Origin of the sequence: uncultured Dokdonia sp. (assembly GCF_947492535.1) — a bacterium.
Taxonomy (GTDB): Bacteria; Bacteroidota; Bacteroidia; order Flavobacteriales; family Flavobacteriaceae; genus Dokdonia.
Map to the genome: position 1 here is coordinate 52,184 of NZ_CANLNH010000008.1, position 26,664 is coordinate 78,847.

Annotated in this window: 20 protein-coding genes and 1 riboswitch; of the genes, 7 read left to right on the plus strand and 13 right to left on the minus strand. The window is 35.3% G+C overall.

Going from position 1 to position 26,664, the window contains the following annotated elements; genetic code table 11:
* Positions 1-143 precede the first annotated feature (143 nt).
* The gene (locus Q1A60_RS12140) at positions 144-728 is read left to right on the plus strand and encodes a sigma-70 family RNA polymerase sigma factor (protein ID WP_299766579.1); all 585 of its coding nucleotides are present in this window, start codon (positions 144-146) and stop codon (positions 726-728) included.
* Positions 715-1,137 (plus strand): hypothetical protein, encoded by a 423-nt coding sequence (locus Q1A60_RS12145; RefSeq protein WP_299766577.1) that lies wholly within the window; start codon positions 715-717, stop codon positions 1,135-1,137. Before Q1A60_RS12140 ends, Q1A60_RS12145 begins: the two co-directional genes overlap by 14 nt.
* 4 nt (positions 1,138-1,141) lie before the next feature.
* On the opposite strand, the gene Q1A60_RS12150 is transcribed toward Q1A60_RS12145, so the two are convergent.
* On the minus strand, positions 1,142-2,251 hold the full coding sequence (locus tag Q1A60_RS12150; RefSeq protein WP_299766575.1) for a hypothetical protein: 1,110 nt from the start codon (positions 2,249-2,251) through the stop codon (positions 1,142-1,144).
* A gap of 470 nt (positions 2,252-2,721) precedes the next feature.
* Positions 2,722-2,954, plus strand: a riboswitch (cobalamin riboswitch).
* A gap of 66 nt (positions 2,955-3,020) precedes the next feature.
* Between Q1A60_RS12150 and Q1A60_RS12155 the strand changes: the two genes are divergently transcribed.
* Positions 3,021-4,913 (plus strand): TonB-dependent receptor plug domain-containing protein, encoded by a 1,893-nt coding sequence (locus Q1A60_RS12155; protein ID WP_299766573.1) that lies wholly within the window; start codon positions 3,021-3,023, stop codon positions 4,911-4,913.
* A 637-nt stretch (positions 4,914-5,550) separates the two neighbouring features.
* Here the strand turns inward: Q1A60_RS12155 and Q1A60_RS12160 are convergent.
* Together Q1A60_RS12160 and Q1A60_RS12165 are read right to left on the minus strand one after the other, a co-directional pair.
* Complete coding sequence (locus tag Q1A60_RS12160; protein WP_299766571.1) at positions 5,551-5,799, minus strand: GlsB/YeaQ/YmgE family stress response membrane protein; 249 nt, start codon at positions 5,797-5,799, stop codon at positions 5,551-5,553.
* A 174-nt stretch (positions 5,800-5,973) separates the two neighbouring features.
* Positions 5,974-7,191, minus strand: coding sequence for a bifunctional alpha/beta hydrolase/OsmC family protein (locus tag Q1A60_RS12165; protein ID WP_299766569.1), 1,218 nt, complete (start codon positions 7,189-7,191; stop codon positions 5,974-5,976).
* Positions 7,192-7,932: 741 nt separating this feature from the next.
* Between Q1A60_RS12165 and Q1A60_RS12170 the strand changes: the two genes are divergently transcribed.
* Both Q1A60_RS12170 and Q1A60_RS12175 read left to right on the plus strand, forming a co-directional pair.
* Entirely contained in the window at positions 7,933-9,009 is a 1,077-nt protein-coding gene (locus Q1A60_RS12170; RefSeq protein ID WP_299766567.1) for a 50S ribosomal protein L11 methyltransferase, read from the plus strand.
* A 450-nt stretch (positions 9,010-9,459) separates the two neighbouring features.
* Positions 9,460-10,674, plus strand: coding sequence for a DUF418 domain-containing protein (locus tag Q1A60_RS12175; protein WP_299766565.1), 1,215 nt, complete (start codon positions 9,460-9,462; stop codon positions 10,672-10,674).
* 3 nt (positions 10,675-10,677) lie between these two features.
* On the opposite strand, the gene Q1A60_RS12180 is transcribed toward Q1A60_RS12175, so the two are convergent.
* The 10 genes from Q1A60_RS12180 to Q1A60_RS12225 form a co-directional block, all read right to left on the minus strand.
* Positions 10,678-11,064 (minus strand): VOC family protein, encoded by a 387-nt coding sequence (locus tag Q1A60_RS12180; RefSeq protein ID WP_299766563.1) that lies wholly within the window; start codon positions 11,062-11,064, stop codon positions 10,678-10,680.
* A 162-nt stretch (positions 11,065-11,226) separates the two neighbouring features.
* On the minus strand, positions 11,227-11,931 hold the full coding sequence (locus Q1A60_RS12185) for a hypothetical protein (RefSeq protein WP_299766561.1): 705 nt from the start codon (positions 11,929-11,931) through the stop codon (positions 11,227-11,229).
* Entirely contained in the window at positions 11,928-12,410 is a 483-nt protein-coding gene (locus tag Q1A60_RS12190; protein ID WP_299766559.1) for a hypothetical protein, read from the minus strand. The genes Q1A60_RS12185 and Q1A60_RS12190 overlap by 4 nt, the downstream gene beginning before the upstream one ends.
* 1 nt (position 12,411) lies before the next feature.
* Positions 12,412-13,236 carry an AAA family ATPase gene (locus Q1A60_RS12195; protein WP_299766557.1) on the minus strand — a complete coding sequence of 275 codons (825 nt, stop codon included), beginning with the start codon at positions 13,234-13,236 and terminating at the stop codon, positions 12,412-12,414.
* 758 nt (positions 13,237-13,994) lie between these two features.
* Positions 13,995-14,888, minus strand: coding sequence for a hypothetical protein (locus Q1A60_RS12200; RefSeq protein ID WP_299766555.1), 894 nt, complete (start codon positions 14,886-14,888; stop codon positions 13,995-13,997).
* 137 nt (positions 14,889-15,025) lie between these two features.
* The gene (locus tag Q1A60_RS12205; RefSeq protein WP_299766553.1) at positions 15,026-16,744 is read right to left on the minus strand and encodes a serine hydrolase; all 1,719 of its coding nucleotides are present in this window, start codon (positions 16,742-16,744) and stop codon (positions 15,026-15,028) included.
* A 71-nt stretch (positions 16,745-16,815) separates the two neighbouring features.
* Entirely contained in the window at positions 16,816-17,622 is an 807-nt protein-coding gene (locus Q1A60_RS12210) for a helix-turn-helix transcriptional regulator (RefSeq protein ID WP_299766551.1), read from the minus strand.
* A gap of 130 nt (positions 17,623-17,752) precedes the next feature.
* A complete protein-coding gene (locus tag Q1A60_RS12215; protein WP_299766549.1) occupies positions 17,753-18,448 on the minus strand; it encodes a DUF2490 domain-containing protein in 696 nt (231 codons plus the stop codon).
* A 210-nt stretch (positions 18,449-18,658) separates the two neighbouring features.
* Positions 18,659-20,581, minus strand: a complete 1,923-nt coding sequence (locus Q1A60_RS12220; protein WP_299766547.1) for a S9 family peptidase — start codon at positions 20,579-20,581, stop codon at positions 18,659-18,661.
* A 225-nt stretch (positions 20,582-20,806) separates the two neighbouring features.
* Positions 20,807-24,025 (minus strand): hypothetical protein, encoded by a 3,219-nt coding sequence (locus Q1A60_RS12225; protein ID WP_300007773.1) that lies wholly within the window; start codon positions 24,023-24,025, stop codon positions 20,807-20,809.
* A gap of 618 nt (positions 24,026-24,643) precedes the next feature.
* On the opposite strand from Q1A60_RS12225, the gene Q1A60_RS12230 reads away from it, so the two are divergent.
* Both Q1A60_RS12230 and Q1A60_RS12235 read left to right on the plus strand, forming a co-directional pair.
* Entirely contained in the window at positions 24,644-25,174 is a 531-nt protein-coding gene (locus tag Q1A60_RS12230) for a fasciclin domain-containing protein (protein ID WP_299766543.1), read from the plus strand.
* A 157-nt stretch (positions 25,175-25,331) separates the two neighbouring features.
* Positions 25,332-26,453, plus strand: coding sequence for a VWA domain-containing protein (locus tag Q1A60_RS12235; RefSeq protein ID WP_299766541.1), 1,122 nt, complete (start codon positions 25,332-25,334; stop codon positions 26,451-26,453).
* Positions 26,454-26,664: the final 211 nt, after the last annotated feature.

Genomic DNA, 26,664 nt, shown 5'->3' on the forward strand with positions numbered 1-26,664 from the left:
ATAACGGGTAAAATATATAAACTTTGAATTAATAGTATCATTTGTTACACATATTAATTGAAAGCATACTTTCTATCTTTTTTGTAACTTTTATAACAAATTCTGTAACCATATTGCTTGTTTAGGAGTCTTAGGTATGTACAATGACCCATCAAGATGACCATATCTATATCACAAAGACGTTGGCAGGCGAAGTAAATGCCTTTGCTACGCTAATAGATCGTTATAAATATATGGTGTATACGCTAAGTTTACGTATGATGAAAACTCCCGAAGAGGCAGAAGAGGTTTCACAAGACGTATTCTTGAAGGCGTTTCAGAAGTTGGAGAGTTTTAAGGGAACGTCTAAATTTAGTACGTGGCTTTATAGTATTACGTATCATAGGTGTCTGGATACGCTTTCGCGAAAGCGGAAACAGCCCACACATTATGCTACCGAAATACAAGAAGAGATCACTGAAGAGAAAACATCTAGTATCCTTGAAGCCATTGAAACCAAAGAGTTACGAGAACAATTAGAACAGTGTATTCAGCAATTGCGAGAAGAAGATGCCTTTTTAGTTACTTTGTACTATCTTGAAGAGCAAACACTAGAAGAGATTGCGCAAGTAACAGGAATGACAAAAAATAATGTAAAAGTGAAGCTTTTTCGTTGTAGAAAGAAATTATATACCATCATGGCAACACAATTACCTAAAGAATTAGTAGCGCGTTATGAAAGAGAATGAAGAAAAATTAGTAGACCATGCCGTGTCTAAAGCCATACAGAAAGTAGCTGTAAAATCTCCATCACCTGATTTTACAAATACACTCATGCATAAAATACAAGCTGTACAGGCTACCCAAACCACGATTGTTTATCAACCTCTGATTTCAAAACGCATTTGGAGTCTTCTAGCTATTATTTTTGGATTGTTAATAGGGTTTGTGAGTATACGTAGTATAGGGTTTACGGCTGTTCCTAATGTATTGCAAAAAGCATCAGATAAAGTAACATCGTTAGAAATCCCTACTTGGGAACTGCCTACTATAGATTATGCTGTTGCAACAACGAGTCCTTTTGTATATGGAGCTATAATCCTTGCAGGATTCTTACTTTTAGAAATCGTGATTCTAAAGCGGAAGTATAAGTGGTAATGTACTAATAATAGATAATAGCTAATTCCGTAGACTTATCTAGCACTTTTTTGCCATTGAGTAGAATATACGATGCGATATATGTCGGATTGTGATAGGTGTCATAGGTATATTCAAAGAGAAGATCCCTATGTATAATTACCTCCTTCTGAAAGTGATAATCATCTCGCGATACCTTTATTTTTTTACTACGATCAGTATCATAGGATATTTCATATATAATATTGTTTTTCTGAGAATCAGCTTTTGAATAGGTTTCTATTCGATTCTGATTATCATAGGTAACTGTTATATTAGTTTCTAAGTACATGCCTTCCACAGTCTCATTTTCTTGTAATTTCCACTTTTTTGGATGTTTATCAAGCTGTTCATAAGTTAGAAAAACACGATCTGAAACAATAGTAGCATTTTTAAAACGATTTTTCTGATCATATATATAATTGCTTTTATAGGTGTCTATAAGATCGTCTTCTACGGTAAACTCGTGTTGTGTTAAGCTGAGGAGTTGACCCGTTTTCGTGTACGTAGCTGTCCCATAGCTTTGAATACGAAACTCAGAAAAATACATCACAGATTCATCTACAAACCCTTCATCATCCATTTCAAGTGTACCTTCAGATTTATAATGTGTACGTGTAGATAGATTATTGTTTTTATAGGTATACACAATACTATCCATGATTCCACTTTCAATGTCATAAGACATATAGTTGGTGAGTTTCCCTTTTTTGTAGATATAGGTATAGAAATCATCCTCTTTTAGAATCGTATCATTCTTTATAGTAGGAGACTGCACTTTATTTAGGTATGCTAAGGTTGTATCATCGTAGGAATCGTCTGTGGCATATTTGGTAATTTCTTTCTCTGTATTTACTTGATAATAATATGTATTTGTATATGTCTCATCCCTATCGGGAGATATATGTAGTGTATGCGTACGATTAACTTCTCTTATCTGCCCTTCTAAAAACAGTGGATTCATTACTTTCTTTTCTTCTAATGATGTGTAGAAATCATCTTGAGGAGCAGGGAAATCTGGAAGATCTCTCGTTTGAGCATTGGTAAAACTGATATAGAAAAAAAAGAGTAGGGTAGTGTATACGTACTGATACATATAATGATTATAATGTTAGTGTCCCAATATAACGGTAAAATAATAAGATTATGATACTAGAGATATGGTATGAAAAAAGCGCCCACCCTTCCCCTAGGCAAGCACTTGTTTTCATGATCGTAAAAAATTAATTAACTAACTCTTAATCTTTAGAGCTGAAAGATGCGTAAATGATACAATACATCATTACGGGTTTCCGTAAAAAATAGAAGAAATAAATTTGTATGTGATCATTTTAAATGGAGTTTTACTAACTCAGATTTAATGCTTCGCGCTCCCTTTGGTTCTTGAACCTACCTCCCGGCAGGCAGATCTCTCAAGTTCGATTTGGCGAAAGCGTATAGAAATACAAAAATCTATTCTAACATAATCGAAGTGAGAAAGCATACATATATCGTATTACATTTCTCAATTGCAATTCAAAAAGCACGTTTTTGTTCACAATACTAGAAAGAATAAGAAATGATTGTATATTCGCGCCGAATTTTGGTTTGATACTGTTTGTTTATAACTGTATCAATTAAAAGGGAATCTGGTGAAATAATCACGTTAAATCCAGAACTGTTCCCGCAACTGTAATTCTTTGTCGATGCATATCGGCACCTTTTAGGATGTTATTAACTACAAGACCACTGGCAGAATGCTGGGAAGGTATGATAACATAAGATAAGTCAGGAGACCTGCCAAATTCAGCAATGTAAGTCAAACTTTCGGGATAAAAGTTTACGTATAATAGTGATTATACTATTCTCGATTTTAATTTAAAAAAATGAACAAAAAAACAAATGCGTTTCTAGCGTTAGGTGTGTTTTTTTCTATGTGTATGACTGCACAAGAAACACAAGAGCCTACTGTTGAAACATTGGATGAAGTAGTGTTAACAGATTCTCGTTTTGCATTAAAGCGTGAAAATTCTGGAAAAACAGTTATTACCATTTCTCAAGAAGAGATTGAAAAGAACCAAGGTCGTTCTGTCGCTGAATTGATCAATACAAAATCTGGTATTGAAGTGAATGGAACAAGAAGTAATGCAGGACAAAACTTAGGTGTTTTTGTACGTGGAGGAAGAAACCGTCAAGTTCTTGTCATTATAGATGGAGTTCAAGTTTCTGATCCATCGCAAATTAATGGAGAATATGATTTACGTCTATTGTCTTTAGGAAATATCGAAAAGATTGAAGTAATCAAAGGAGCAGCAAGTACGCTATATGGAAGTGGTGCAGCTGCAGCAGTGATTAATATTACCACCAAGAAAGCTAGTGATAAAGCGGTGAATGTTGTGATCAATTCTAGTGTAGGAACCAATCAGTCTCAAGACGATCAGGACTACAGATTATCAGATTTTAATAATAGTGTAAATGCAAATGGGACTGTAGGGAAGTTTACCTACAAAGCTGGATTTAATCAGCAGTTTACAGATGGACTTTCTGCAGCACTTGTAGAAGAAGGAGAAGCAGAAAGAGATGCATTTTCTAAAAAGAGTTTTGATGTAAATCTAGGATATCAATTTACAGATGCTTTTTCTATAAACGTATTTGGAAATGTAACCGATGTCAATTCAGATTTTGATGGTGGTGCATTTTTTGACTCGCCTGGAAATGTATTTAATAGTGATCAGTACAGAGTAGGGGTTTCTTCTAAATATACATATGGAAAAGGGAGTGTCAACTTAAACGCGTCTTATAGTACATTTGATAGAGCGTTTATATCTGATTTTCCATTTTTTGCAGAAGGAGAGAATTTGATTTTAGATGTATATAATAAATACACCATTAATAATTCATTCTATACCATTGTTGGTCTGAATGTAATTGATAATCAAGCGACATTTGAAGGAAACGCCGTAGACGAAAATCCAGATTTTAATATCGTAGATCCGTATGCAAATGTAGTATATGTGTCAGATTTTGGATTAAATATTAATGCAGGAGCACGTTTTAATAATCATAGTGAGTATGGATCAAATGTTACATATAACATCAACCCTTCATATACCTACAAGTTTGGAGAAGGAAGTTATATAAAACCATTCGGATCGTATAGTACCTCATTTATAACACCATCATTAAATCAGTTGTTTGGAAACTTCGGACCAAATCCAGAGTTAGATCCAGAAGAAAATTTAACGGTAGAAGGAGGAGTAGAAGTAAAACTAGGAAAGAACTTTAGAGCGAGTGCATTGTATTTTGATAGAGAAGAAACAGATGTGATTCTTTTTGACTTCGAAGCTGGATATTTTAATAATCCAGAAGAAGTAAATACAAGCGGTATTGAAGTAGAAATAAATGCAACACCTGTAAAAAATCTATCAGTAACAGCAAATTATACCTATATCGATAATGAAAATAACGCTGTGCTTATTCCAGAAAGTAAAGCAAACCTTTTAGTAGGATATGACTTTTCTCCTAGAACCTTCGCTTCGGTAGGGTTTCAATATACAGATGATAGACTCGCAAATGATTTTAGAGAATTCCCAGCGACAGAAGTAACATTAGAAAGTTTTAGTCTTGTAAATCTTGCATTTGGTCATACCCTAAAGAATGACAAATGGAGATTTTTACTAAGTGTAGATAATTTACTTAATGAAGATTATCAAGACGTTTTTGGATTTACATCAAGAGGAACTAACGTAAAACTAGGAGTAACATTAAATCTTTTATAAAGTCTATTCCTTTTTGAATTAAGCAGTTTCTATATACTTTATATAGTACATAGAACACCAATAAAAAGCCCTTATCAGTTATTGATAAGGGCTTTGTTTATGTATATATGTTATTTGTCTGGTTTAGTTGAGTGGAGTTGAAACCTAATATTAACATGATTTTGATATAGATTATCTAATATGTTTTCCTTTTTCTCCAGTATACGACAGAATATAAATTCTGGGCGAGATGGAGCGATGGCATATACAGTTAAAAATTTTTGAAGCCTTGGAAACGACAAAGTGTGAGCTTTGTGCGAGGAGTAGCGATGGAAAAACTTATTGTGGTTTTTCGCTTTAAGCGAAAAAATACCTAAGAAATCGAAGATTCATGAGTTCCAAAATTTAAAATAGAAATCACGCGAATAAAAAGCGTCTTTTCTTTTGGTTCCGTTTTCTTTGGACGAGCAAAGAAAATGAACAAATATGTTAGTTATTAAATAATTATGTCCAGTTTTAGTAAAATCATACTAAAAAGGGGAACTAAATATTTATGTCGAACTCACGTTATATTGAATTGATCAATAGTTCTCGACTGCGCTCGAACGTACATTGGTAACTAATGAATAGCATTTTGCATACAATTATTAAACGCTATCTATTTCTTCTTAAAAATCAGATTAAACAAAAATAGAATAACGATAGCACCTATAGCGCCAGTGAGTATTGCTCCGATCCAACCTGTTCCAAGACTTACGCCAAGTTTTCCTAAGAGCCAAGAACCCACAAAGCTACCTATGATCCCGATAATAATATTTCCAATAATGCCTAAGCCACTACCGCTGTATAGTTTGCTTCCTAGCCAACCTGCTAATGCTCCAATAATAAGTGTTGCAATGATTCCCATATGTTGATTTTTAGTTGTTAGTCTCTACAATGTAATCGATTTTTTTGAGATTTACTTTTGAAGGTATATTTTAGAAAGGTATCAATGTGTACTATTTAGTATAAAAAAACGGAAATTGTTACACTTGTTGTATGCAACAATCTCCGTTTGAATTAAAATATGATTACGTGATTACTACGCTAATGTACTAATCACTTGCGTCTCATTATGTAATGTTTTATGCACCGGACACTTATCTGCAATTTGCATGATGCGTGCTTTCTGTTTGTCATCAAGTCCATCTGCAGTAAGTTTAACAACCCGTGTGAAGGTATCAATCTTTGCTGTAGGGTCATCTTCACATGCTTGACAATCTTGCGGATAGGATTTAGAATAACTCGTATGTACTTCTACATTATCTATTTTCCATCCTTTACGTCTCGCATACATTTGTATGGTCATGGCTGTACATGCAGATAAAGAACCCGCTAAAAGTTCATACGGCGTAGGTCCATAATCATTTCCTCCAATACTTGGCGGTTCGTCAGCTTTCATATAATGATTCCCAAGCTTCAGTTCTGTGGTATATTTATCTTCGTCATCTAGACTAGCTGCTACTTGGTAGGTAGTACTTATGGTATCATTTTCTACAGCTGGAATATATCGAGCGGCCCATCCAGCAATCACTTTCCCCACATATGAGGCATTTTTCTTATCAATGAGTAAATGTTCCGAGCCATCTAAAGTCACAAAACTTTTTGGGTGATGTGCCGCATGGTAAATCTCTTCTGCATTTTTAATAGATACCGTAGCATCTTGCGGTGAATGTAAAATCAATAACGCTTTATTGAGTTTACGAGCTGCATCTGTACAAGAACACGCTTCTAGATCATCTATAAATTGTTTTTTAAAGGTAAAGTCACGACCAGCAAGTGTCACATTAGCCTGTCCTTCTTGTCTAATCACTTCGAGTCGACTTCCTAATTGCTTTTGCACATGCTGCGGATTACTTGGAGCGCCTATGGTAGCCACTGCAAGTACACTCTCTATTTGACCACCTGCAAAAATAGCAGCTGCGCCTCCTAAAGAATGCCCCACAATAAGTGTAGGCGCTTTATATTCCTTTGTTAGAAATTCAGCAGCACTGATGAGGTCTGTGACATTACTAGAAAAATTCGTGTCGGCAAAATCACCTTCACTACCGCCTAAGCCCATAAAGTCAAAACGCAATACGCCAAAACCTTCTGATGCTAGTGCACGACTTACATTACGTACCGCACTAAAATCTTTACTACAGGTAAAACAGTGTGCAAAAATGGCAAAATTATGAGGATGTTGATCTGCAGGAAGATCTAATCGTGCAGATAAAGACTTCCCTTCTGCATTTATAAACGTTAATTTACTTGATTTCATGAGGTTGATTTGTTTTGATAATATGCTAAGTCGGTCTCTTATGAAACACCTAACTTTTGCGAATCGTTAAGTTACAAATATTCCTATTTTTTTGTAGCGTTTTTTTTCGCTTTAAGCGGAAAAATAAAAAACAAACCTTCCAGAATAATTACCTAACATCAAGAACTACCAATGTACATATTTAAATGATTCCTTAACTAATGTGGGTGTAGCGAGTTTTAATACCGTACCTTTCCTACTTGTATTATGTATCTATTTGATATTAATTATCTCTTTGCTTCCGTTTAGCAAATGGCTAAGGCTCTACTTCTAAAGCCCTTATTTTTTTATTCATAAACACTAGTAACCAACTTGATGCCTGCTTGCTAGCGCATACCCAATGAAGTACATTTCATAAGATGTTTTACTACAGTCATTACGCTGTAAACCGTCTTCACTCATCGTTTACATAGAAAAACGCATGAGCTAATAGAATAGCAAATGATGTTATCAAAAATAGATGTTCATGTTTTCCTATAACCCATAGGATATATCAGTAATCGCTCATGGTTCATATGGGCGTGACCTTTATCCCGAACTTGGTTCAGGATAAAGGTCGGGCTTTCCGATACAATTCCTCGCACTTCTCCCGATTACAATCGGGATCAGGCTGTGGGATTTCCACTGCAATCCCTCACGCAAGAGAACATAGCATATCCATTTTAAAACAGCATTGTCACAGCAATTAATCCTGAGAATCCCATGACTAAAGACTTACAAATCCATAGACCAGCACCTATTACGATTCAAAAAAATGCAACCGTATTTGATAATGAAGCAGATAGTAAGAAAGCAATCAACGTATTAGAAAGCGGAAATCATATCGTTATCTCAGGTTTTTACAGCAATGGCTTGTTACTCCTTAAAGCACTAAAGAAGTATTTAGATAAAAAATTGCCTAACACTTCTTTCCAAGAACAACGCGCCTCTAGAGCTAAATATCATATATTATCCAATCGGATTCTTGTTGAGATCGAAAATCACACTGTCGCCTTAAAGAAAGCGCCTTCTATTGGTTGGCTTAAAAAACTATATCCAGAAACTAGCGATTTTATACTATCATTTCCTCAAGTACAAGGACTTAATAGTTCGTGGCAATGGTATACAAACGGAATTTCAATTCCTGTACTACGCAACAAAATACATCCGTATTATGGTACTTATTTCCCTACCCGTTTTGATCATGTGATTCTTTTTGATAATTGGTTAAAACGGTATGAAGGTCCTAAAAAAACAGCCATCGATGTGGGGATAGGAAGCGGAATTCTCTCTTTCCAGCTCCTAAAATATGGATTTCAAAAAGTATATGGTACAGATATAAACCCCAATGCCATTGTCGGATTAGCAGCGTTTATGGGAGATACTAAACTCTCTCGTAAGATAGCATTAGAACATGCACCTCTTTTTGGGAAGTATGATACCCCAACAGAATTGATTGTTTTCAATCCGCCTTGGTTACCCAAAACCAATCAAGAAGCCGATGTAGATGCTGCTATTTATTATGACGAACATTTATTTCCTGATTTTTTCGCAGAAGCAAAAAATCGATTAGCAGCAGACGGCCAACTCGTTATTTTATTCTCAAACTTATCACAGATTACTAATTTTAAAACATCACATCCTATAGAAAAAGAACTCTCAGAAGGAGGACGGTTTCGATTAGAACGCTGTTTTAAGAAGCGTGTCAAAGAAGCCTCTACAAGAACAAAGCGTGATCAGAATTGGCGTGGTTCGGAAGAAGTCGAACTTTGGGTGCTAATGCATAAGGTGAGTTTGTGAGTTGAGGAGTTGATGTGTTTAAGAGTTAAAAGCTGGAGGCTGAATGGTTTTACATCAGAACAAGGTGATGATTTAAAATTGTATCGAAGCTACTAGAGTCGATGTGTTTAGGAGTTTAAATGTTTAGGGGTTTAAAAGTTGGGGACTGAGTGGTTTTAGGTCAGAACAGCGTGATGATTTAAAATTGTATCGAAGTCACCAGAATTGATGTGTTTAAATGTTTAAGAGTTAAAAGCTGGAGGCTGAGTGGTTTTAGGTCAGAACAGCGTGATGATTTAAAATTGTATCGAAGTCACTAGAATTGATGTGTCTAAAAGTTTAAAAAGCTTAAAAGTAGAGGAGTCGATGTGTTGTCATATACATTGAGTTACCTTCAGGATACGCTTATGAAAACTTGGGTCAAGATTTCCGTTTCTAAATTGTATTTTTGATACACTTTCAAAGATATATATGACAAACTTATCTCATGAAAACGTTGGACCTGTCTCCAATAGAATTGTACTTCTAGATATCCTTAGAGGATTTGCACTTTTAGGAATCTTTGTTGTCAATATTGAGATTATGAATTGCATCTTTATGAATCAAGATGCATTTTCACAACAATGGACTTCTTCTCTAGATACACTAGTCGTACGATTACAACAACTCTTTTTCTACGGAAAGTTCTTTCCCATATTTTCATTGTTATTTGGTGTAGGAATTAGTATTCAATTTTTAAGCGTAAAGCGAAAAGGGATACCGATGACTTTCTTTTATCGCCGTATGGGTGCTTTGTTTTTGTTTGGGATCGCGCATATCCTATTTTTATGGCCTGGCGATGTGATTCATATGTATGCCTTATTGGGGCTTTGCATCCTATTTTTAGCGGAATGGAAACCCAAAAATCTGATCATACTAGCCATCATTGTATTTCTCTTCCCTTTCTACGGGAACATCTTTGAATGGATCACAACTATGCTAGGATATCAATCAGAAACCTATCTAAAGTCATATACTCCAGAATCTATTGTAACGGCCATTAGAGAAGGTTCTTATCTTGATGGTATGTCATTACGTATTCAAGAGTACAAAAGTAATATAGCAGTGTTATTTGTGTCCCTTATTCCTAAAGCATTTACGATGTTTATCTTCGGATTCATCATAGGGAAGAAGAGATGGTTACACGAGATAGATACCTTAGTGCAACGCATCAAAAAACCAGTATTATGGATCGCTGTACTTTCTAATGTATACAGAGTAATTTTCCTATTCTTTTTATGGGAAACTGAAATTTGGAAAGACTCTTTTTGGCGGACGTTGTTTATCTACCTCATGCAACTCTGTGATGCATTGATGGCGCTATTTTATATCTGGATACTAGCATATTTATATCAGTATGGATTCTGGCAAAAGTTATTAAGTCCGTTACAATATGCGGGTCGTATGGCATTGACCAATTATTTATTACAAAGCTTCATCGGATTATTGATATTCTCTTCTATAGGATTGCAATGGTATCAAACCTTATCACCTTCACAGACCATGGGACTCGCTATAGGTGTTTTTATAGGACAAGTGTTACTAAGTAAGCTTTGGCTGTCTTTCTTCCGATTTGGTCCTTTAGAGTGGATTTGGAGATGTATTTCGTATGGGAAGGTGTTGGAGATTCGGAAGAAGAAGGAATAGTATCTATAGAATATCATCATTTACTTCAATCCAATATCCGTTTGGGTCTTGAAAATACACCTGTTTGATTCCATCGTTTCGTATATACTCTTTGTTTGGGGTATTTTTCCAGTCAGAGTATTCAATGTTTAATACTGCTAGATGTGTGATAAATGCATTAATATCTGATGTTGCTAATGCAAAATGAACGGCCTTATTTATTTTTATTTCAGCATTTGGACGCGGAATCAAATGAAGTTGTTTTCCTTCTCCAAGGGATAGCCATCTCGTTTTTGAATCTGAAGCTGTATTCTTAATTTCTTCAAGTTGTAATACTTTTTGATAAAATGCGATAGATGCATCGACATCTTTGACCGAGAGTGCGATGTGATTGAATGAAAACAAAATCATGTACTAAGATGGGTTTTTAGTTTGAAAATTGTTGTTGTGAGCAATTTATCTTTAAGTTGTAGTAGTTAGTGCTTGTTGTAAATTAGGGCTAGTGAGGAAATGAGTTGTTCTTAACAGAATTATGGACTTATGTAATAGATATAGGTGTTATCCTCAGTTATTTTACGATTCTATCAATGTTTTATCTTCTTCGTTTAGCAATTCAGTTAATAATTCAAAACTTTTGGTAGGAAACCTTGATAAATCAGCTTTAAAAAATAATAATAGTAATTTATTCAACGAATAGATATTTCTGGTGTAATTGCTTTTCCAAATATTAAAGTCTCTAATTTTGAACGAATTAGTTTTTCTGGAATCAAGTTCGCATTGAAAGAATATTGGAGATTCACCGTGAATATGTTTTGAGAACTTCTTCCAATTTTGAGTTATTCTAACTAGTAGAGGAGAAATATCAGTTTCGAAATTTGGATGTTTGTTTATATACTCCATTATTTTATCGTGTTTTAAAACAAAATCGCCATTTTGCCATTGTTGAAACTCAATTGGATGATGAATAAAATATAACAATTGTAGTGTTAATTCAATGCTGCTTCTTAAATGCATATGAGCAGAACGATATAGCCCAATGAGAGATAAAAAAAATGATGAATTGATATCCTCAAAAATTTCATCAATCAAAATATCATAGTCTCTAAGATTAAGATTATGAAATACTATTTTATAATTTTTAGCTATTAGGGTAGCTTTATATATATCGTGTAATTCATCATCATTTATATTTGTTAGAGATTCATCCCAAAATGTTTTAAAATCATTAAAATATAAAGGTATATCAGTTTTTGCTTTTTCTAAGATAGCTGTTTTCATAAATTACTCAAGATTTCTGCCCATTTAGTAAAAGATTCTATTTTAGATAACTCCTTCTTGTCTAATTGAATACTTTGATTGTGAAAAGTCTCATTTCTTATTTTTTGAACAGCAAGTTTTACTTTATCTTTAAGTTCTGGTCTTTTTTCTATTCGTTTAATAATTCGCTGTATCGTCAAGGCTCTTGATTCCTTCTGGTCTTTAAAGCCTAAACCCATTTCAACATTTGTAAAATCAATTAAATCTCGTATTCTTGGAAAAACTTTTTTATCCTCTAAAAATGACTTAATCAATTCAAGTTTATCTTCGAAGCTTATTTTTTTATTTGATTTAAGATTTCTTGATTCTTGTATTTTTTCAAAAATCTTAAGATTTTTAATAAATATTCTTAATGAAGATGTATCTAGCCCTCTTTTTTCATAATCAGATAGTTCTCTTAGAGTTTTCTCTAGTTGTATAATTTTATTAGATATTTCCATTTTAGTCTTCTAGAGTTAAAATTAATTCTTCTGCAAAATTCTTGTAAGCGATAATTCCATTTTCATTAGGGTTTATTAATGTTGCAGGTTTGTTATACTTAGCTGCTTCACTAATTTTTGTAGTAAATGGTATTACAGTTTGAAAGGTTTCTATATACAATTCTGAATTACATGTTCTTCTAATACTGTCCAAATGATGATTATGGTCTCTTGTGTTTCTGACTTGTGTAAATAATATACCCAATATTTCAACAGTACACCCTGGCAATTTTCTTTTTAATTGGTTTACTCTGCTGATAAGCAACGGTAGACCAATAGCTGCATAAAATTCTGGAGAGACAGGTACTATAATGTAGTCACTTACTACTAAAGCATTCTGCGGCGCAATCGTTAGATTAGGAGGACAATCAATTAAAATAAAATCGTAATCAGTTTCAAGTTTTTCAATTTGTCGGCTCAAAATATTTTCTCTTCCGGGCTCTGAACTTAAATCTATGTCTAAAAATGTCAATTCAATGTGAGAAGGAATTAAATCTAAATTTTTGATACTAGAAACATCTTCAATAATAGCATCATTTATATCATATTCTTCATCTCTAGAGGAAAGACCTTTGTTCATTCCCAAAACATCGGCAATAGTAGCTGTATCTTTTATTCTTCCCCATTCATCTAAACCAATTAATGAAAATGTAGAATTGGTTTGAGGATCAATATCAATAATTAGAACCCTTTTGTCGTGTTCTGTTGCTAAGATTGTACCCAATTCTACTACGCTGGTTGTTTTTCCAACTCCCCCTTTCATATTTATGAATGATATTATTGTCATATTTTGTTTTTTAAATTTTGGGTAGTTAGTTTATATCGTATATATCATTATTTCTGATATATAGAATTACTCACAAAGCTACACTAAATTTTTAATAATAATCTTGTAATCAATTGTATATAAGTGAATTTTGAATAGGTTTTAGAAACTCTAAATATTTATACGTTATAAACGGCTATTATACGTGATGAATATAGATATCTTATGTCACAGTTCTTTACGGTTTTCCACAATTCATGAAAAAGATACAAGATCGCTACACTCTAAGATACAAGATTAAGGACTTTCCTTTAGTCATTTCGACAGAGCGAGGTACGAGCGACTAGGAATCACATAACAGCGAGTTAGATGTGTGATCTCTCCTTTCGTCGAGATGACGTAAGATGCTATGTTGCAAGACGTAAGAAAAGTACTCATTACTTCAGTCTTGATTCATTTTCGCGAAAGCGTAATTAAAAGATTTAAGATTTTTCTTTAGTCATTTACAGAAATGACAGTTAATCCGTCATTCTGAACTTGTTTCAGAATCTCATCCTGTTATTTATCAGTGTTATGGGAAGCTGAAATACATTCAGCTTGACGTATTCGTATTGCATATTCGTTTGTCAAACGGAGCTTATTGATGGGGCGATATGATTCAAGATCGCTTCACTCACGACTCGCGACTTTTTTAGTCTTGACTCCTGACCGCTTTGACTTGTATTTCCTTTTGTATTTAACGGGTTGAGTCTAAGTTCCTCTCTCGGCGGTTAGGGGGCTTACTTACCCCGTAACTCCTCAATTACCTTGGTGCTTACCCAATAAATATCTTGGTTGCTTGTGTAAAAGAAATACTTTCCATCGCTAGAAACAAAAGGGCAGAGTTCGTGACCTTTGGTATTGATGGTGGTTCCCATATTGATAGACGGTGTCCATGATCCATCAGGGTTTTTAAAACTGATATATAAATCGCCTCTTCCTAATCCTTCAGAGCGTGTGGCACAGAAAATCACATATTTCTCATTAGGGTCTACAAAGACATCGGCTTCATAACTAGTGGTATTAATGGATGGTCCTAATTTTATCGCTTCTTGGAATTTACCATTCGTATATTCGGAAGTATAAATATCAAAGTGATTCTGGTTTTTATTGGATGAAAAATACATGGTACCATCCTTTGTAAAGGAGATATAATATTCTTCAGAAGGTGAGTTGATATTCGGTCCAGCATTGATAGGTTCTGACCAACTATTACCGTTGCGTTGCACATACCAGATATCATGATCTTCTTTGGTGCCTGAACTGTCTAGTGCTTTTTGAGAAATAAAATACAAGCGTTGTTCATCTGGAGATAAAAAAGGATCATTAAATCCATATTTTGGATTTGATAAAATGGTTATAGGTGTTGTCCATGTGTTTCCTTTAAGTTCTGAATAACGTATGACGGTTCGTCCTTCTAGCTGTACTCCGTAAAAAAACTGTGTAGCATCTTTATTAAAAACAGATCCAAACTCATACTCGCCTTTTTTTGAAATGATTTCAGGAGCAAATACCTCAGGTTGTACTGTTGGTGGTTTTTGTCCCAAATAGGTGAGGGCAGGGTCTACTTGTTGAGCACAAGCCATAAACGGAATGCATAATAGACATGAAAAAAAATAAAGGAATAGGCGCATGAGTTTTAAGATTGATTGATGTAATACATAACGTATGTATGTGTTGTTTAGTTGTGTTTAATAATTAAGTTATAAGGTTTCTTCTTTTTCTCCAGTATAGCGAGGAATTTACGCTAAATAATAATATTCACTAATTTCTAATTCATTAAAGCTGGTAGAATATACTTCTTTAATATCTCTCTAGGTTGATTGCCTTTGCGATTTCTAAAATTCCCAGAAGTAATCACGATAACTGATTCTAAGGCTGGAATGATAAAGATAAATTGTCCGCCGGCACCTCTAGCTTCAATAGCTTTAATAGATTTTCCATTAACTTCATAGGTGTCATGCCACCATAAATACCCATAGAGATTTTTGTCGTCATAATCCTGTAATCGCAAGTATTTTCCGAAAGATGCTTCCACCCATTTTTCAGAGATAATTTGTTGCCCTTTCCATTTCCCTTTATTTTGATAGAGTTGTCCAAATTTGAGCAAGTCTCTTGGTGTTAACAGCATACCACCACCAAAATAGGGTGTCACCTCAGAATCATCCGTCTGATTGATATAATTGGTGATGCCCAAAGGTGTAAATAACTTTTCATCCATATAGGTTTCAAGAGGCATGTCTAAACGTTCATTTAAATAAACGCCTAGTAAGAATGGATTGGCAGATCCATAATCTGCATAGGTGCCGGGTTCTTTGACCATAGGTGCTTCTAATACGGTCTTTAACCAATTATTAGAGAAACGCGGATCTTGATAATTGTTTTCTGATGCCTGATTATTCACATCCAATCCCGAACTCATCGTTAACAAATCTTTGAGTTTGATGGCGGCTTTTTGAGCGTCTTTTGTGTATTGATATTGTTTAGGGATAAAGTCATATAATTTTTCATCAACACTTTCTATGATGTTGTCATCAATCGCAATTCCAATAATAGCTGAAGAAATACTTTTAGATGCCGATCTCAGGTCATGAGGGATATTAGCATTAAATCCATCAAAATAGGTTTCAAATACAAGTTTGTTTTCTTTCGCGATAAGCACGCTATGTGTATTGACTAATTTTTGAGCTTCAACATCAGCTATTAATCGTGTTAATTCACTTTTGTTGATCCCAAACGCGTTGATATTGGTCGTTGTCCACCCATCATTTAGTTGTACAGGTGTATCCGTATTTTGTGGTTGGTGTACGTAATCTGAATTATAATCCCATCCATCATTGGTGTGGGTTAAACTGGTTTTTGTAATAAAGGTACCTGCCATAAAAATCTCTAATTCGATAGCTGTTTTTAATAGCTTGGCGCGAAAATTGAATCCGGTCATCCCATCTGTGAATTCAAGGATGTTTCCTTTCTGTGTAAAGTCTTGCGTCCACATGCCTCTAAATCGTTGATCTCCGAAAAAAGGAAAAGCAACGAGTGTTTTATCTTGCATGGATTCTACATACAGCATCACATCATCAGATTGCAAGCCATTATCTTGCATAAACGGATGCCATGCTCCGACAAATTTGTCACTTCCCTTATTTTGTAAACTTACGTGGTATAAAAGCTTTCCTCCTTTAATAAAACCCGTCAGTGTTTGTGTATCTTGACTATAATTTAGATTGAAAAACAGGCGATTGTTCAATGTAAATTGTACGCCATCATTGACAGAAGAAACAATAGGTTCATCAATAAGCATTTGATCATTAGCAATTGTTAAATGATACGTAGTGTCATCTAATTTTTCTAAAGAAACCTGAAAATTGAAACTATTTTTATTTGGCAAAAAGCCTATCCATTCACCATCATAATTTTGTTGAACATTTTGAGCGCAACTTGTGACTATGGATACCGAGAGTACTATTAAAATTGAGATGTATTTAAGCATTGTTTTATAAGTTTAAGTCACAAACTTACAGCATACCAGTATTCAGAAATTGTATGAAATTAACATTACATCTATTTCTTTAGTATTTTTCTATACGAACTAGGGTTCATATTAAAATGGGATTTAAATACCCGATTAAAATGACTTTGATCTGAAAAACCTGCTTGATATGTAATTTCTGTTAATGATTTAGAGCCGTCAAATAGAAGCGGAATGGCTTTTTTAAGTTTTTGTTGTCGTATATATTCCCCAAGACTCATAGAAAGGTGTTTGGGAGCTGCTCTTGAAATATGTACAGGATGTATCTGTAATTGATCTGATAAATATTTCAGACTTAGTTCTGCTGTATCGTAATGTAATAATTCTTTTAAGTCTTCTATCCAAGTAGGAGGTTTTTGAATATATGTCGTTTTGATATTGCTTAAGGCTTCAGATATTTGAAGCAGTAAAAATTCAACAGACACTTCACTATACGTATCAGATAGTAATAGCTCTTTATATAGTTTTGCAAAAAGAAGGTGTAATTGCGGATTCTCAATACGCTGACTCCCTTCTAAAATCTGTAAGTCAATACCATTCTTTTCAAACCACGTTCTTTCAAATTCTAAATGAAATCCACTCGCAGTATCAGAATGCATACTTCCATAATGAGATTCTTGCCAATTATTAAACATCAGGCTTCCAGAAGGACATAGTGTTTTGGCTCTCGTATTACAATCCATCATATTGCCTTGTAATACATACATGAAATAAGGATTCTCATGGTAATGCCAATCTGTTTTAACACCTGTATAAATATAGCGTGATAACAGAATTCCATTAAAGGACATCTCCAAATTCTGATCGCCGTAATATTGTCCTTTTGTTAAAACTTTCATTTTTCTGAAGTCTATCTACTATAAATAAAACGTTGGCGTGGTTGTAATTGTTTTATTACTGAATTATCGGATCACCAAACGATCGTATATCTTCAATATGTAGTGTTCTAAAATCAACAATTAATAATCGTTAATCCACAGATTCCTTTTTCTTCTTTCTTAAATCAGTTTTGATAAATACTGCAATTTGAAAACGATCAAAGGTGTCTACTCTAAAGTCATTTTTAAGATACCCTACTTGTGTACTTAGTTTATCAGAAAAGTTATATCCTAAGGCTCCATACAAACGATTTTGACCAAAGAACTCATTCTGTAAATTGATAAATACTTCGTCGTAGGCGGTTAAGAACCATTTGTCACTAAGCGGATACGTAAGTCTTAAAAAATAACGGGCACGATGCTGCGTATCATTTCCCGAAAGGGGATTATCTATAAAACGTTGTTCTAAACGATAGCGATGTGAGAACTTTAATTTCCCCACCGAGTTACGTAGCACAAACTGTTGATAGATACGATGCTCTGAGATGTTTTCTTCTCCCTCAGGTTCAGGAAATGTAGGATCAGTACTAATAAAGCCATAGCCAAAAGAGGCCATAGCTTTATCAGAAATATGGTAATTTAACGCCGTACGTAATAACAATTGATTAAAATTATCTGCAAATTCATAATTACGATACTGCACTTCTGCATGAATACTTAACTTTTCAGATACACGATTGTTTGTAAATAACATATACCAAGCTCCTAACTCATCTTCTCCATTGTTTTGAGCATAGGTGCTTGCAGTCATGAGTACGAGTACGAGCGCTAAAAATATTTTTTTCATGTATTTTAAAATTTTGATTCTTCTTTTTTGAATTTGTTTTCTTAACCTGAATATCCTAAATCTAACATAAAGCGTTACGTCAACCTGAACTTGTTTCAGGTTCTCATTATAAAATTTTGATTTTCATAATTATGAGATTCCGAAATAAATTCGGAATGACGTCAAGATCTTTTATGGCACCAAACGGACATTTAAATTTATAAATAAGTACTAAAGATCGGTTTTTTCTAGTTTACTCACATCTCCTTTTAGATATTGATCTAAAAATTCTATTACTTTTTTAGAAGCCTCTATTTGATTTTCTTTTTTGACAAACCCATGACCTTCATCTTCAAAAAGAACATATTCAACAGGCACGCCGTTTTTACGAACGCCTTCTACAATCTCATCACTTTCTACTTGTAATACTCTAGGATCTTGTGCACCTTGTAAAACCAATAAGGGTTTGGTGACTTTATCGGTGTGAAATAGGGGCGAGATTTGTTTTAAACGAATCGAATCTGCTGTATGCGGATCTCCCATTTCTTCATATAAGGCATCTTTAAAAGAAGCCCACCATGGCGGAATACTTTTAAGAGTACGCATCCAATTGGTCACGCCAAAGTAATTTACACCTACTTTAAATTCTTCTGGAGCAGATGTAAGCGCTGCCATGGTCATAAAACCACCATACGAACCTCCCATGATTCCGATTTTATCGGCATCAATTACGTCTTGTTGTGCCAACCAATCCTTCCCAGCGATACAATCTTTAAGATCCTTATCGCCGTGGTTTTGATTATCCATTTGATAGAACGTCTTTCCGTAGCCGCTACTTCCTCTATTATTAACAGCCAATACTGCATACCCATGATTTACTAAATACTGAATATTAGAAGTAAAGCGAAGTGTGGATTGTCCACCTGGACCTCCATGTACTTGTACTAATGCAGGTACTTTATTATTTGCATTTGCTTGTTTCGGTTGGTAATAAATGGCAGGGATTTCGACACCATCAAATGATTTAAAGCGAACTACTTTTCCTTCTACAAGATCATCAGCATTGATTTCTTTATTGAGTACATCTGTTAGTTGGTAATAGTCTTTAGTACTCATATTATATGCATACATATTCGTAGGCTTTGCAGAGTTACCTACACGAAGTAATGCCATAGATTCATCTCTTGAAAAACTAGCACTAGTTACTGATTGTCCGTCTATTTCTGGAAAATCTATTGTTTTTCCAGTCGCTACTTCTGTTACGTTCATTACGGTTTTAGCATCTTCATTGGTAAAGAAAACATTGTATTTTCCATTATGAGTAAAATAATAACTAAATACAGGCCATTCATTATTAGTCACACGTTTTATAGTACCTGTGGCAATATCATAACTTGCTACATAGGAATTTTCTGCACCTACATCTGTAGAAAAGTATAGTGTTTTTCCATCTGGAGAAAAATCTAAATGTCCATTACCACTTTGCGTAGCATTCACTTTCTTTTGCTCATTGGTTTCAGTATTGACAATATACAAATCACTATCATTGGTAGTAATCGCTTCAGAGAGGGTGATGTATTTGCCATCGTCACTCATGGCATTAAAATCACGTGCACTTTCTACTTTATAGATCATTTTAGAAGAGAAATTTTCAATATTCATTTCATAATGATCTAGAAATTGAGGATCCCGTTCATTGCTTCCATAATAGAAGCTTTTTCCATCTTTTGCCCACCCTCTAAAAGCTGTTCGTACACCTTCTAAAGGGGTTAATGCTTTGATACCATTTTCATCTTTCATAAAAATCTTGAAAATTTCATCGCCATTTCCATCCATGCTAAATAAGATACGGTCGTCTTTAGGGAAGTATGAAATTCCGTAGATAGAACTACTATCACTTTGGGTAATCGGTGTAAGTTCGCCACCTTTTACAGGAGTACTATAGATATTATTAATACCAGAACGATTACTCGTGATAAGCACTTTGGATTTGTCGGCAGAAAAGCCATTAGCTCCTGCACTTTCATTATCCATAAATTGCTCAATAGTGTATTGGGCAATGGTACGTTCTTCTTTTGATGCGTCTGGCGTTTGTTCTTTACAAGAGAAAAGAACCAGCGTACACAAGACTACGAGCGTTAGTAATTGTTTCATAAGATTAGGTTGTTAGTTATTGAAGTTCAGTCTGAAATTATATAATAGTGTCTGTTCGAGCGCAGTCGAGAACCTAGTCAAGAACATCTATATATTAGAGTTCTTGACTGCGCTCGAACGGACAGATATATATGAAGCACTATCTAGTTATTTTATACAATTAGTCATTTGATTGCTAATTGAAAACAATTCCTCTCCCAATGGGAGAGGTTAGGTGAGGGCTTCTTAATTCATTTTAAAACTCTTTATCTCTTTAAATGGCTTCACATCCAGTCCTTCTAATTTTGATTGGAATGGTGTCCACTCATCTGTAAAGAACGTGTTTGTGGTCTCTAATGTCTCTTGCAACTGATCTTTTGCTTGCTGAATAAGCAGATTCTCTGTAGCAGTCATTCCATTAGGTCGGCTACCTGTATATCCGCGAGCCAGACCAATACGACGCATTACCGTCATTTCAGGATTACGTGTAATCCCTTGGCGTTTGTCTTCTTTCCCTAAGTATAATGCAATCACTTCATCTATACGTTTTACCATTTTCCCGATCTCTTTCAGATCCTCTTTGTGCGCATCATCTTTATCTAACTTCTTCAGCATTTTCTTATAATCCTGCGCAATGGTTTTACTTTCTACCAACTGTTTTACAGCATCGGCGGCAGTTTGTGTCAACCCTTCTAATGTTTTTCCAGCATCATACCCATCATTAATTGCTTTCTGAGGAACCTCTAATCTAGGATCAGATTCTACGGTAATCGATGAGGTACTTGTTTGATCTCCATAAGTCATTTCTAAACGATACGTACCTGGTTTCACACTCACGCCTCCTGGTTCATTTCTACGCTTACGAATAGTACGAGATGGTCTATCTCCGCCTGCTTCATTCATAAACCATCTTGTTTTATGAATTCCTGTACTGTCTGGTGTTTTCCATTTTAAGTGACGTATTTGTCTATCACCATCATATATTTTTAAATGGATAGAATCCCACGTTATCTTTTTAACTTCCGAGTCATCAGAAGTTTCATCTTCGTCATCCTCATCCTCATCCTCATCTTTCTTCTTAGACGCTTCTTTTTCTTGTTTGGTTACATAATAAGAGATATGCGCACCACGATCTCTATTTTCTCCATTGTATAAAGCATCACCACCAAAGCGACTTCCTGTAGGCTGTTGGTAGGCCGTTTGGTATGCCGTAGGAGGATCAAACAGTTGTAGCTTTCGCGAAAGCGTACTCTTGTCCTTTGCAATCGCACGTAATGGTCTAATATCATCTAGTACCCATGCTGCACGACCGAAGGTTCCGATCACTAAATCATGCTCTCTCGGCTGAATCACTAAATCTTTTACCGAAGTCGTAGGGAATCCTTTGGTCCATTTTTCCCAACTAGACCCAGCATCTAATGAAATATAAAGCCCGTCATCGGTACCCAAAAACAGTAAGTTAGGCTCTTCAATATCTTCTACAATAGAAAGCGTATAACTCTGTACATCATTGCCATCTACAATACGTTCCCATGTCTTCCCATAGTTACGAGTACGGTAGGCATATGGCGTATAATTAAAACGACGATAATCATTTGCAATCAATAAAGCTTCGCCTTGTTTTTTATTACTCGCTTTGATCTGTACAATCCAACTTCCTTTTGGAAGTCCTTTAATATTATTAGACACTTCGGTATAGTTATTTCCACCGTCCGTAGTATAATGTACACGACCATCATCGGTTCCAACCCAGAACATATTACGCTCTAAAGGCGATGGCTCAATCACTAGGATTGTCGTATGATTCTCAGCACCTGTAGCATCCATAGTAAGTCCACCGGACTCTGATTGCTTTTGTTTTTCAGGATCATTGGTAGTTAAGTCTGGCGAAATCACCTTCCATGTCAATCCTTTATCTGTCGATTTATGTACAAACTGACTTCCGAAGTAAATCGTATTATTATCAAATGGATCGATATTGATAGCTGAGTTCCAGTTAAAACGTAAGAATACATCTGGATCTGGATGCGTTGGTTTTACACCATAGTTATTTCCAGTGACCCAATCATAACGACTTACAAACCCTTGCTGACTCATACTCCAACCGTAACGGCTATCATCTTTATCTGGTACCACATCAAAACCGTCACCAAACGAAATCTCTTGCCAGTAGCTATTACGAATGCCTTGCGCTTTCCAAACATAAGCAGGACCTCTCCAGCTTCCGTTATCTTGCATCCCTCCATATACATTATATGGATACTCATTATCTACATTAATATGATAAAACTGCGCTACCGGTAAGTTTCCGATAAAACGCCATGTCTTCCCACCATCTTTAGTGATGTTCATACCACCATCATTTCCATCAATCATAAACTGACCGTTATCTGGATGAATCCACCATGCGTGGTGATCTGGGTGTACACCATTATCTACACCGTAGGCTCCCATGAGTTGTGAGAAATTCTTTCCACCATCTTCAGATACATTTACATAGGTAAATACAGAAAACACTCTATTTTCATTATCTGGATCTACATGAATATCCGAATAATAGAAAGGTCTATTTCCAATATCACTTTTATCGTTGATTTTCTCCCAGTTAAATCCACCGTCATCAGAACGGTATAATGCATTCTTTTTTGCTTCGATGAGTGCATATACTACATTCGGTTTATTAGGTGCAATCGAAATACCGATACGTCCTAATTCCCCTTTTGGAAGTCCGTCTTTATCAGATAGTTTTTTCCAAGTCTTTCCGCCATCGTGTGTCATATGTAATCCAGAACCTTTACCACCTGATTTAAAAAACCAAGGATCACGTTTGTGTTCCCACATGGCAACGATAAGTTTATTAGGATTGCTTGGGTCCATCACCATATCGGCAACGCCCGTTTTATTATTAGCGAATAAGATTTTATTCCATGTCTTTCCGCCGTCAGTGGTTTTAAATACACCGCGTTCTGGATGTACGCCCCATGGCGATCCAATAGCACCTACATAGACCACATCTGGGTTGGTAGGATCAATAATCACACGGTGAATATGTCTTGTTTTTTCAAGACCCATAGATTGCCATGTCTTTCCGCCATCTAGAGATTTGTAGACACCGTACCCTCCATTTAAAGAGTTACGTGGGTTTCCTTCTCCCGTTCCTACCCAAATGACACTTGGATTAGATTGTTGGATGGCTACAGCTCCAATAGAAGCTGTCAGCTCATTATCAAAAATAGGATCCCATTTAATCCCTCCAGAGGTAGATTTCCAAAGACCTCCAGAAGCCGTACCTACGTACATGATATCTGGATTGTCATTTACAACATCGATGGCTGTGACACGACCCGACATTCCGCCAGGGCCAATATTACGAGGTTCCATGTCTTGAAGTACAGACATGTCTAATTTTTGTGCGCTCGCAATAGTACAAAGGCACAAGAAGAGGAGTGAGAAAAAGTGTTTCATTTGGTTGTTTTAATATGTAGCATTATATGCTTTTAGGTTTCCTAAATACTACTTGGTTTGGTAGTAAGTGCATATCAATTTTTTATTGAACGGACTAAGTTAAGGAAATGTGAAAGTTCAAAATCTTAAAGGCTTGTTAAGTTCGCTTTCGCGAAAGCGTAATTAACATATTTTCAAACCTAGATAGGAGCAAAAACAGGTATATGAGTTCAGGGTTAGAATACTTCATTACTGAAACGAGTTCAGCACAGGCACTAGTCTTTTGCTGAAGGAAAGATATGATAAGGAGCTTTTCTCTCCCTTCCGTCTATATCTTGTACCTCGATATATCCACCTTCCCTCGCTGAGGGAAGGAACTTTTGTTTTGTGGTAAAAATAGTTGAATTGATTGTCAGTTTTTGTTTCTCCAACTTTAAAGGGAGCAAAAACCTTTATGTTAGTTAAGTTTTAGAATACCTCACTCTTTAGAGATGGGGAAAAGGGATTCGGCTTGAAAGAGTTTATGCGCTTTCTTGTTTTTGGGCGTATCTCAGATTGGGAATCAATAAATTAACGAACTTTTAATATTTTGTTTATCTTTTTGATTATATCTTTAAACAAAATTTAAAACCAATCGTTATGAAAAAATTAGTAGTAGTTTTAATATGTGTTTCTATGAGTTTTTTATCCTTCACAGAAAAAGAAGGAACTATCTTTCAAGATAAAAACATTGTTGAGATTGCAGCGGGTAATGACAATTTTTCTACCCTAGTTGCTGCTGTAAAAGCCGCTGGACTTGTAGATGTATTGTCTGGAAATACCCAATTTACCGTATTTGCACCTTCCAATGCTGCCTTTGATAAATTACCAAAAGGAACGGTAGCTTCTCTTTTAAAGCCAGAAAATAAAGATGCATTAACAGATATTTTAATGTACCATGTCGTTGCAGGAGAATATAAAGCAGGAGATGTTGTAAAAGCAATCAAAGATAATGGCGGAAAATTTTCCGTAAATACAGTAAAAGGAGAGAAAATAACGTTAAAAATGGACGGTAATAACGTCATAATTAAAGATGCAAAGGGTGGCAAGTCAGTGATTATCATGACAGATATAGACGCTTCAAACGGAGTGATACATGCCATCGAAAGTGTACTTATGCCAAAATCATAAGTAATTTCTGAACTTAGTTTTGAGAATGCCCTCTCGTGGGGGCATTTTTTTGTAATTTATCTCTTACTATACAGACATATCCTAGGAATCATAAAGCGATGTTAAGTCCGCTTTCGCGAAAGCGTAATTTGCCACAATTATTGTATTTTTATAGTGCATGAAAAAAGAACAAAGAAGAAAAGGGTTTGTCTTTAAACCTTACGAAGCAGAAAGTCAATCGTTATTTGATAAACTGCTTGATATTTTCCAAGAACTCATCACACATACATCAGGAGATTTTGATGAAGCGATGGATTGGTTAAAGCAATTGGATCAAGAATATAATTTGACCAATGATGAGTATACTTTAGATGATTTTGTACAGGAATTAAAAGATAAAGGCTATATCCGAGAGGAAGTACGCCCAGATGGAACTAAAGGCGGTGCGATTACAGAGAAGACAGAACGTGCGATCCGACAGCGAGCGTTGGATCAGATTTTTGGAAAGCTTAAGAAAAGTGCGCAAGGAAATCACCGTTCTAAAATAAGTGGTCGAGGGGATGAACATACAGGTGATTATCGCGGATATCGTTTTGGTGATCCACTAGAACGTATCTCAATGACGGAAAGCCTACGAAATGCACAAATTAATAATGGAGTCGGAGATTTTAGCTTACGCGAAAGTGATCTCGTGGTGGAAGAAACCCATTTCAAAGCGCAGATGAGCACCGTGTTGATGATTGATATTTCGCATAGTATGATTCTGTATGGTGAAGATCGAATCACACCAGCTAAGAAGGTAGCGATGGCACTGGCACAACTCATTACGACACGTTATCCAAAAGATACCTTAGATATTATTGTATTTGGAAATGATGCCTGGCCGATTAAAATCAAAGATTTACCGTATTTGCAAGTCGGTCCCTATCATACTAATACGGTAGCGGGACTAGAACTGGCGATGGATATTTTACGTCGTAAACGTAATACGAATAAACAGATTTTTATGATTACCGATGGAAAACCGAGTTGTTTACGTCTTAAAGATGGCAGGTATTATAAAAATCCAAATGGACTGGATCAGCATATTGTTGGGAAGTGCTATACAATGGCGCGTCAAGCGCGAAAGTTACACATTCCGATCACCACGTTTATGATCGCGAGTGATCCGTATTTACAGCAATTTGTGGATGGATTTACAGAGGCTAATCAAGGGAAAGCATTCTATACAGGACTGAAAGGTCTTGGTGAGATGATTTTTCAGGATTATGAAACGAATCGGAAGAAGCGAATTAAATAGTTTTTGAGCTAGCGCTCAAAATGAGAAAAGAGAACATAGAGTATAGAACATAGATTTTCACTCTTGCCTAATTGCAGAGAGTTTCCTGAAAATGGAGTCAGAAATCAGTATCGCTATATTTTGAAGAGGTAAGTGATGATGATGTTTCCAATAAATACGGGAACTAAATGAGAATAAAATGAAACTTCCCTCCTAGGAAGGAGGGATTGAG

What these genes read in the sequence shown, in the direction of transcription:
- Q1A60_RS12140 (WP_299766579.1), top strand. Translation starts at nt 144, where the DNA reads ATGACCCATCAAGATGACCATATCTATATCACAAAGACGTTGGCAGGC.
- Q1A60_RS12145 (WP_299766577.1), top strand. Translation starts at nt 715, where the DNA reads ATGAAAGAGAATGAAGAAAAATTAGTAGACCATGCCGTGTCTAAAGCC.
- Q1A60_RS12150 (WP_299766575.1), bottom strand. Translation starts at nt 2,251, where the DNA reads ATGTATCAGTACGTATACACTACCCTACTCTTTTTTTTCTATATCAGT.
- Q1A60_RS12155 (WP_299766573.1), top strand. Translation starts at nt 3,021, where the DNA reads ATGAACAAAAAAACAAATGCGTTTCTAGCGTTAGGTGTGTTTTTTTCT.
- Q1A60_RS12160 (WP_299766571.1), bottom strand. Translation starts at nt 5,799, where the DNA reads ATGGGAATCATTGCAACACTTATTATTGGAGCATTAGCAGGTTGGCTA.
- Q1A60_RS12165 (WP_299766569.1), bottom strand. Translation starts at nt 7,191, where the DNA reads ATGAAATCAAGTAAATTAACGTTTATAAATGCAGAAGGGAAGTCTTTA.
- Q1A60_RS12170 (WP_299766567.1), top strand. Translation starts at nt 7,933, where the DNA reads ATGACTAAAGACTTACAAATCCATAGACCAGCACCTATTACGATTCAA.
- Q1A60_RS12175 (WP_299766565.1), top strand. Translation starts at nt 9,460, where the DNA reads ATGACAAACTTATCTCATGAAAACGTTGGACCTGTCTCCAATAGAATT.
- Q1A60_RS12180 (WP_299766563.1), bottom strand. Translation starts at nt 11,064, where the DNA reads ATGATTTTGTTTTCATTCAATCACATCGCACTCTCGGTCAAAGATGTC.
- Q1A60_RS12185 (WP_299766561.1), bottom strand. Translation starts at nt 11,931, where the DNA reads ATGAAAACAGCTATCTTAGAAAAAGCAAAAACTGATATACCTTTATAT.
- Q1A60_RS12190 (WP_299766559.1), bottom strand. Translation starts at nt 12,410, where the DNA reads ATGGAAATATCTAATAAAATTATACAACTAGAGAAAACTCTAAGAGAA.
- Q1A60_RS12195 (WP_299766557.1), bottom strand. Translation starts at nt 13,236, where the DNA reads ATGACAATAATATCATTCATAAATATGAAAGGGGGAGTTGGAAAAACA.
- Q1A60_RS12200 (WP_299766555.1), bottom strand. Translation starts at nt 14,888, where the DNA reads ATGCGCCTATTCCTTTATTTTTTTTCATGTCTATTATGCATTCCGTTT.
- Q1A60_RS12205 (WP_299766553.1), bottom strand. Translation starts at nt 16,744, where the DNA reads ATGCTTAAATACATCTCAATTTTAATAGTACTCTCGGTATCCATAGTC.
- Q1A60_RS12210 (WP_299766551.1), bottom strand. Translation starts at nt 17,622, where the DNA reads ATGAAAGTTTTAACAAAAGGACAATATTACGGCGATCAGAATTTGGAG.
- Q1A60_RS12215 (WP_299766549.1), bottom strand. Translation starts at nt 18,448, where the DNA reads ATGAAAAAAATATTTTTAGCGCTCGTACTCGTACTCATGACTGCAAGC.
- Q1A60_RS12220 (WP_299766547.1), bottom strand. Translation starts at nt 20,581, where the DNA reads ATGAAACAATTACTAACGCTCGTAGTCTTGTGTACGCTGGTTCTTTTC.
- Q1A60_RS12225 (WP_300007773.1), bottom strand. Translation starts at nt 24,025, where the DNA reads ATGAAACACTTTTTCTCACTCCTCTTCTTGTGCCTTTGTACTATTGCG.
- Q1A60_RS12230 (WP_299766543.1), top strand. Translation starts at nt 24,644, where the DNA reads ATGAAAAAATTAGTAGTAGTTTTAATATGTGTTTCTATGAGTTTTTTA.
- Q1A60_RS12235 (WP_299766541.1), top strand. Translation starts at nt 25,332, where the DNA reads ATGAAAAAAGAACAAAGAAGAAAAGGGTTTGTCTTTAAACCTTACGAA.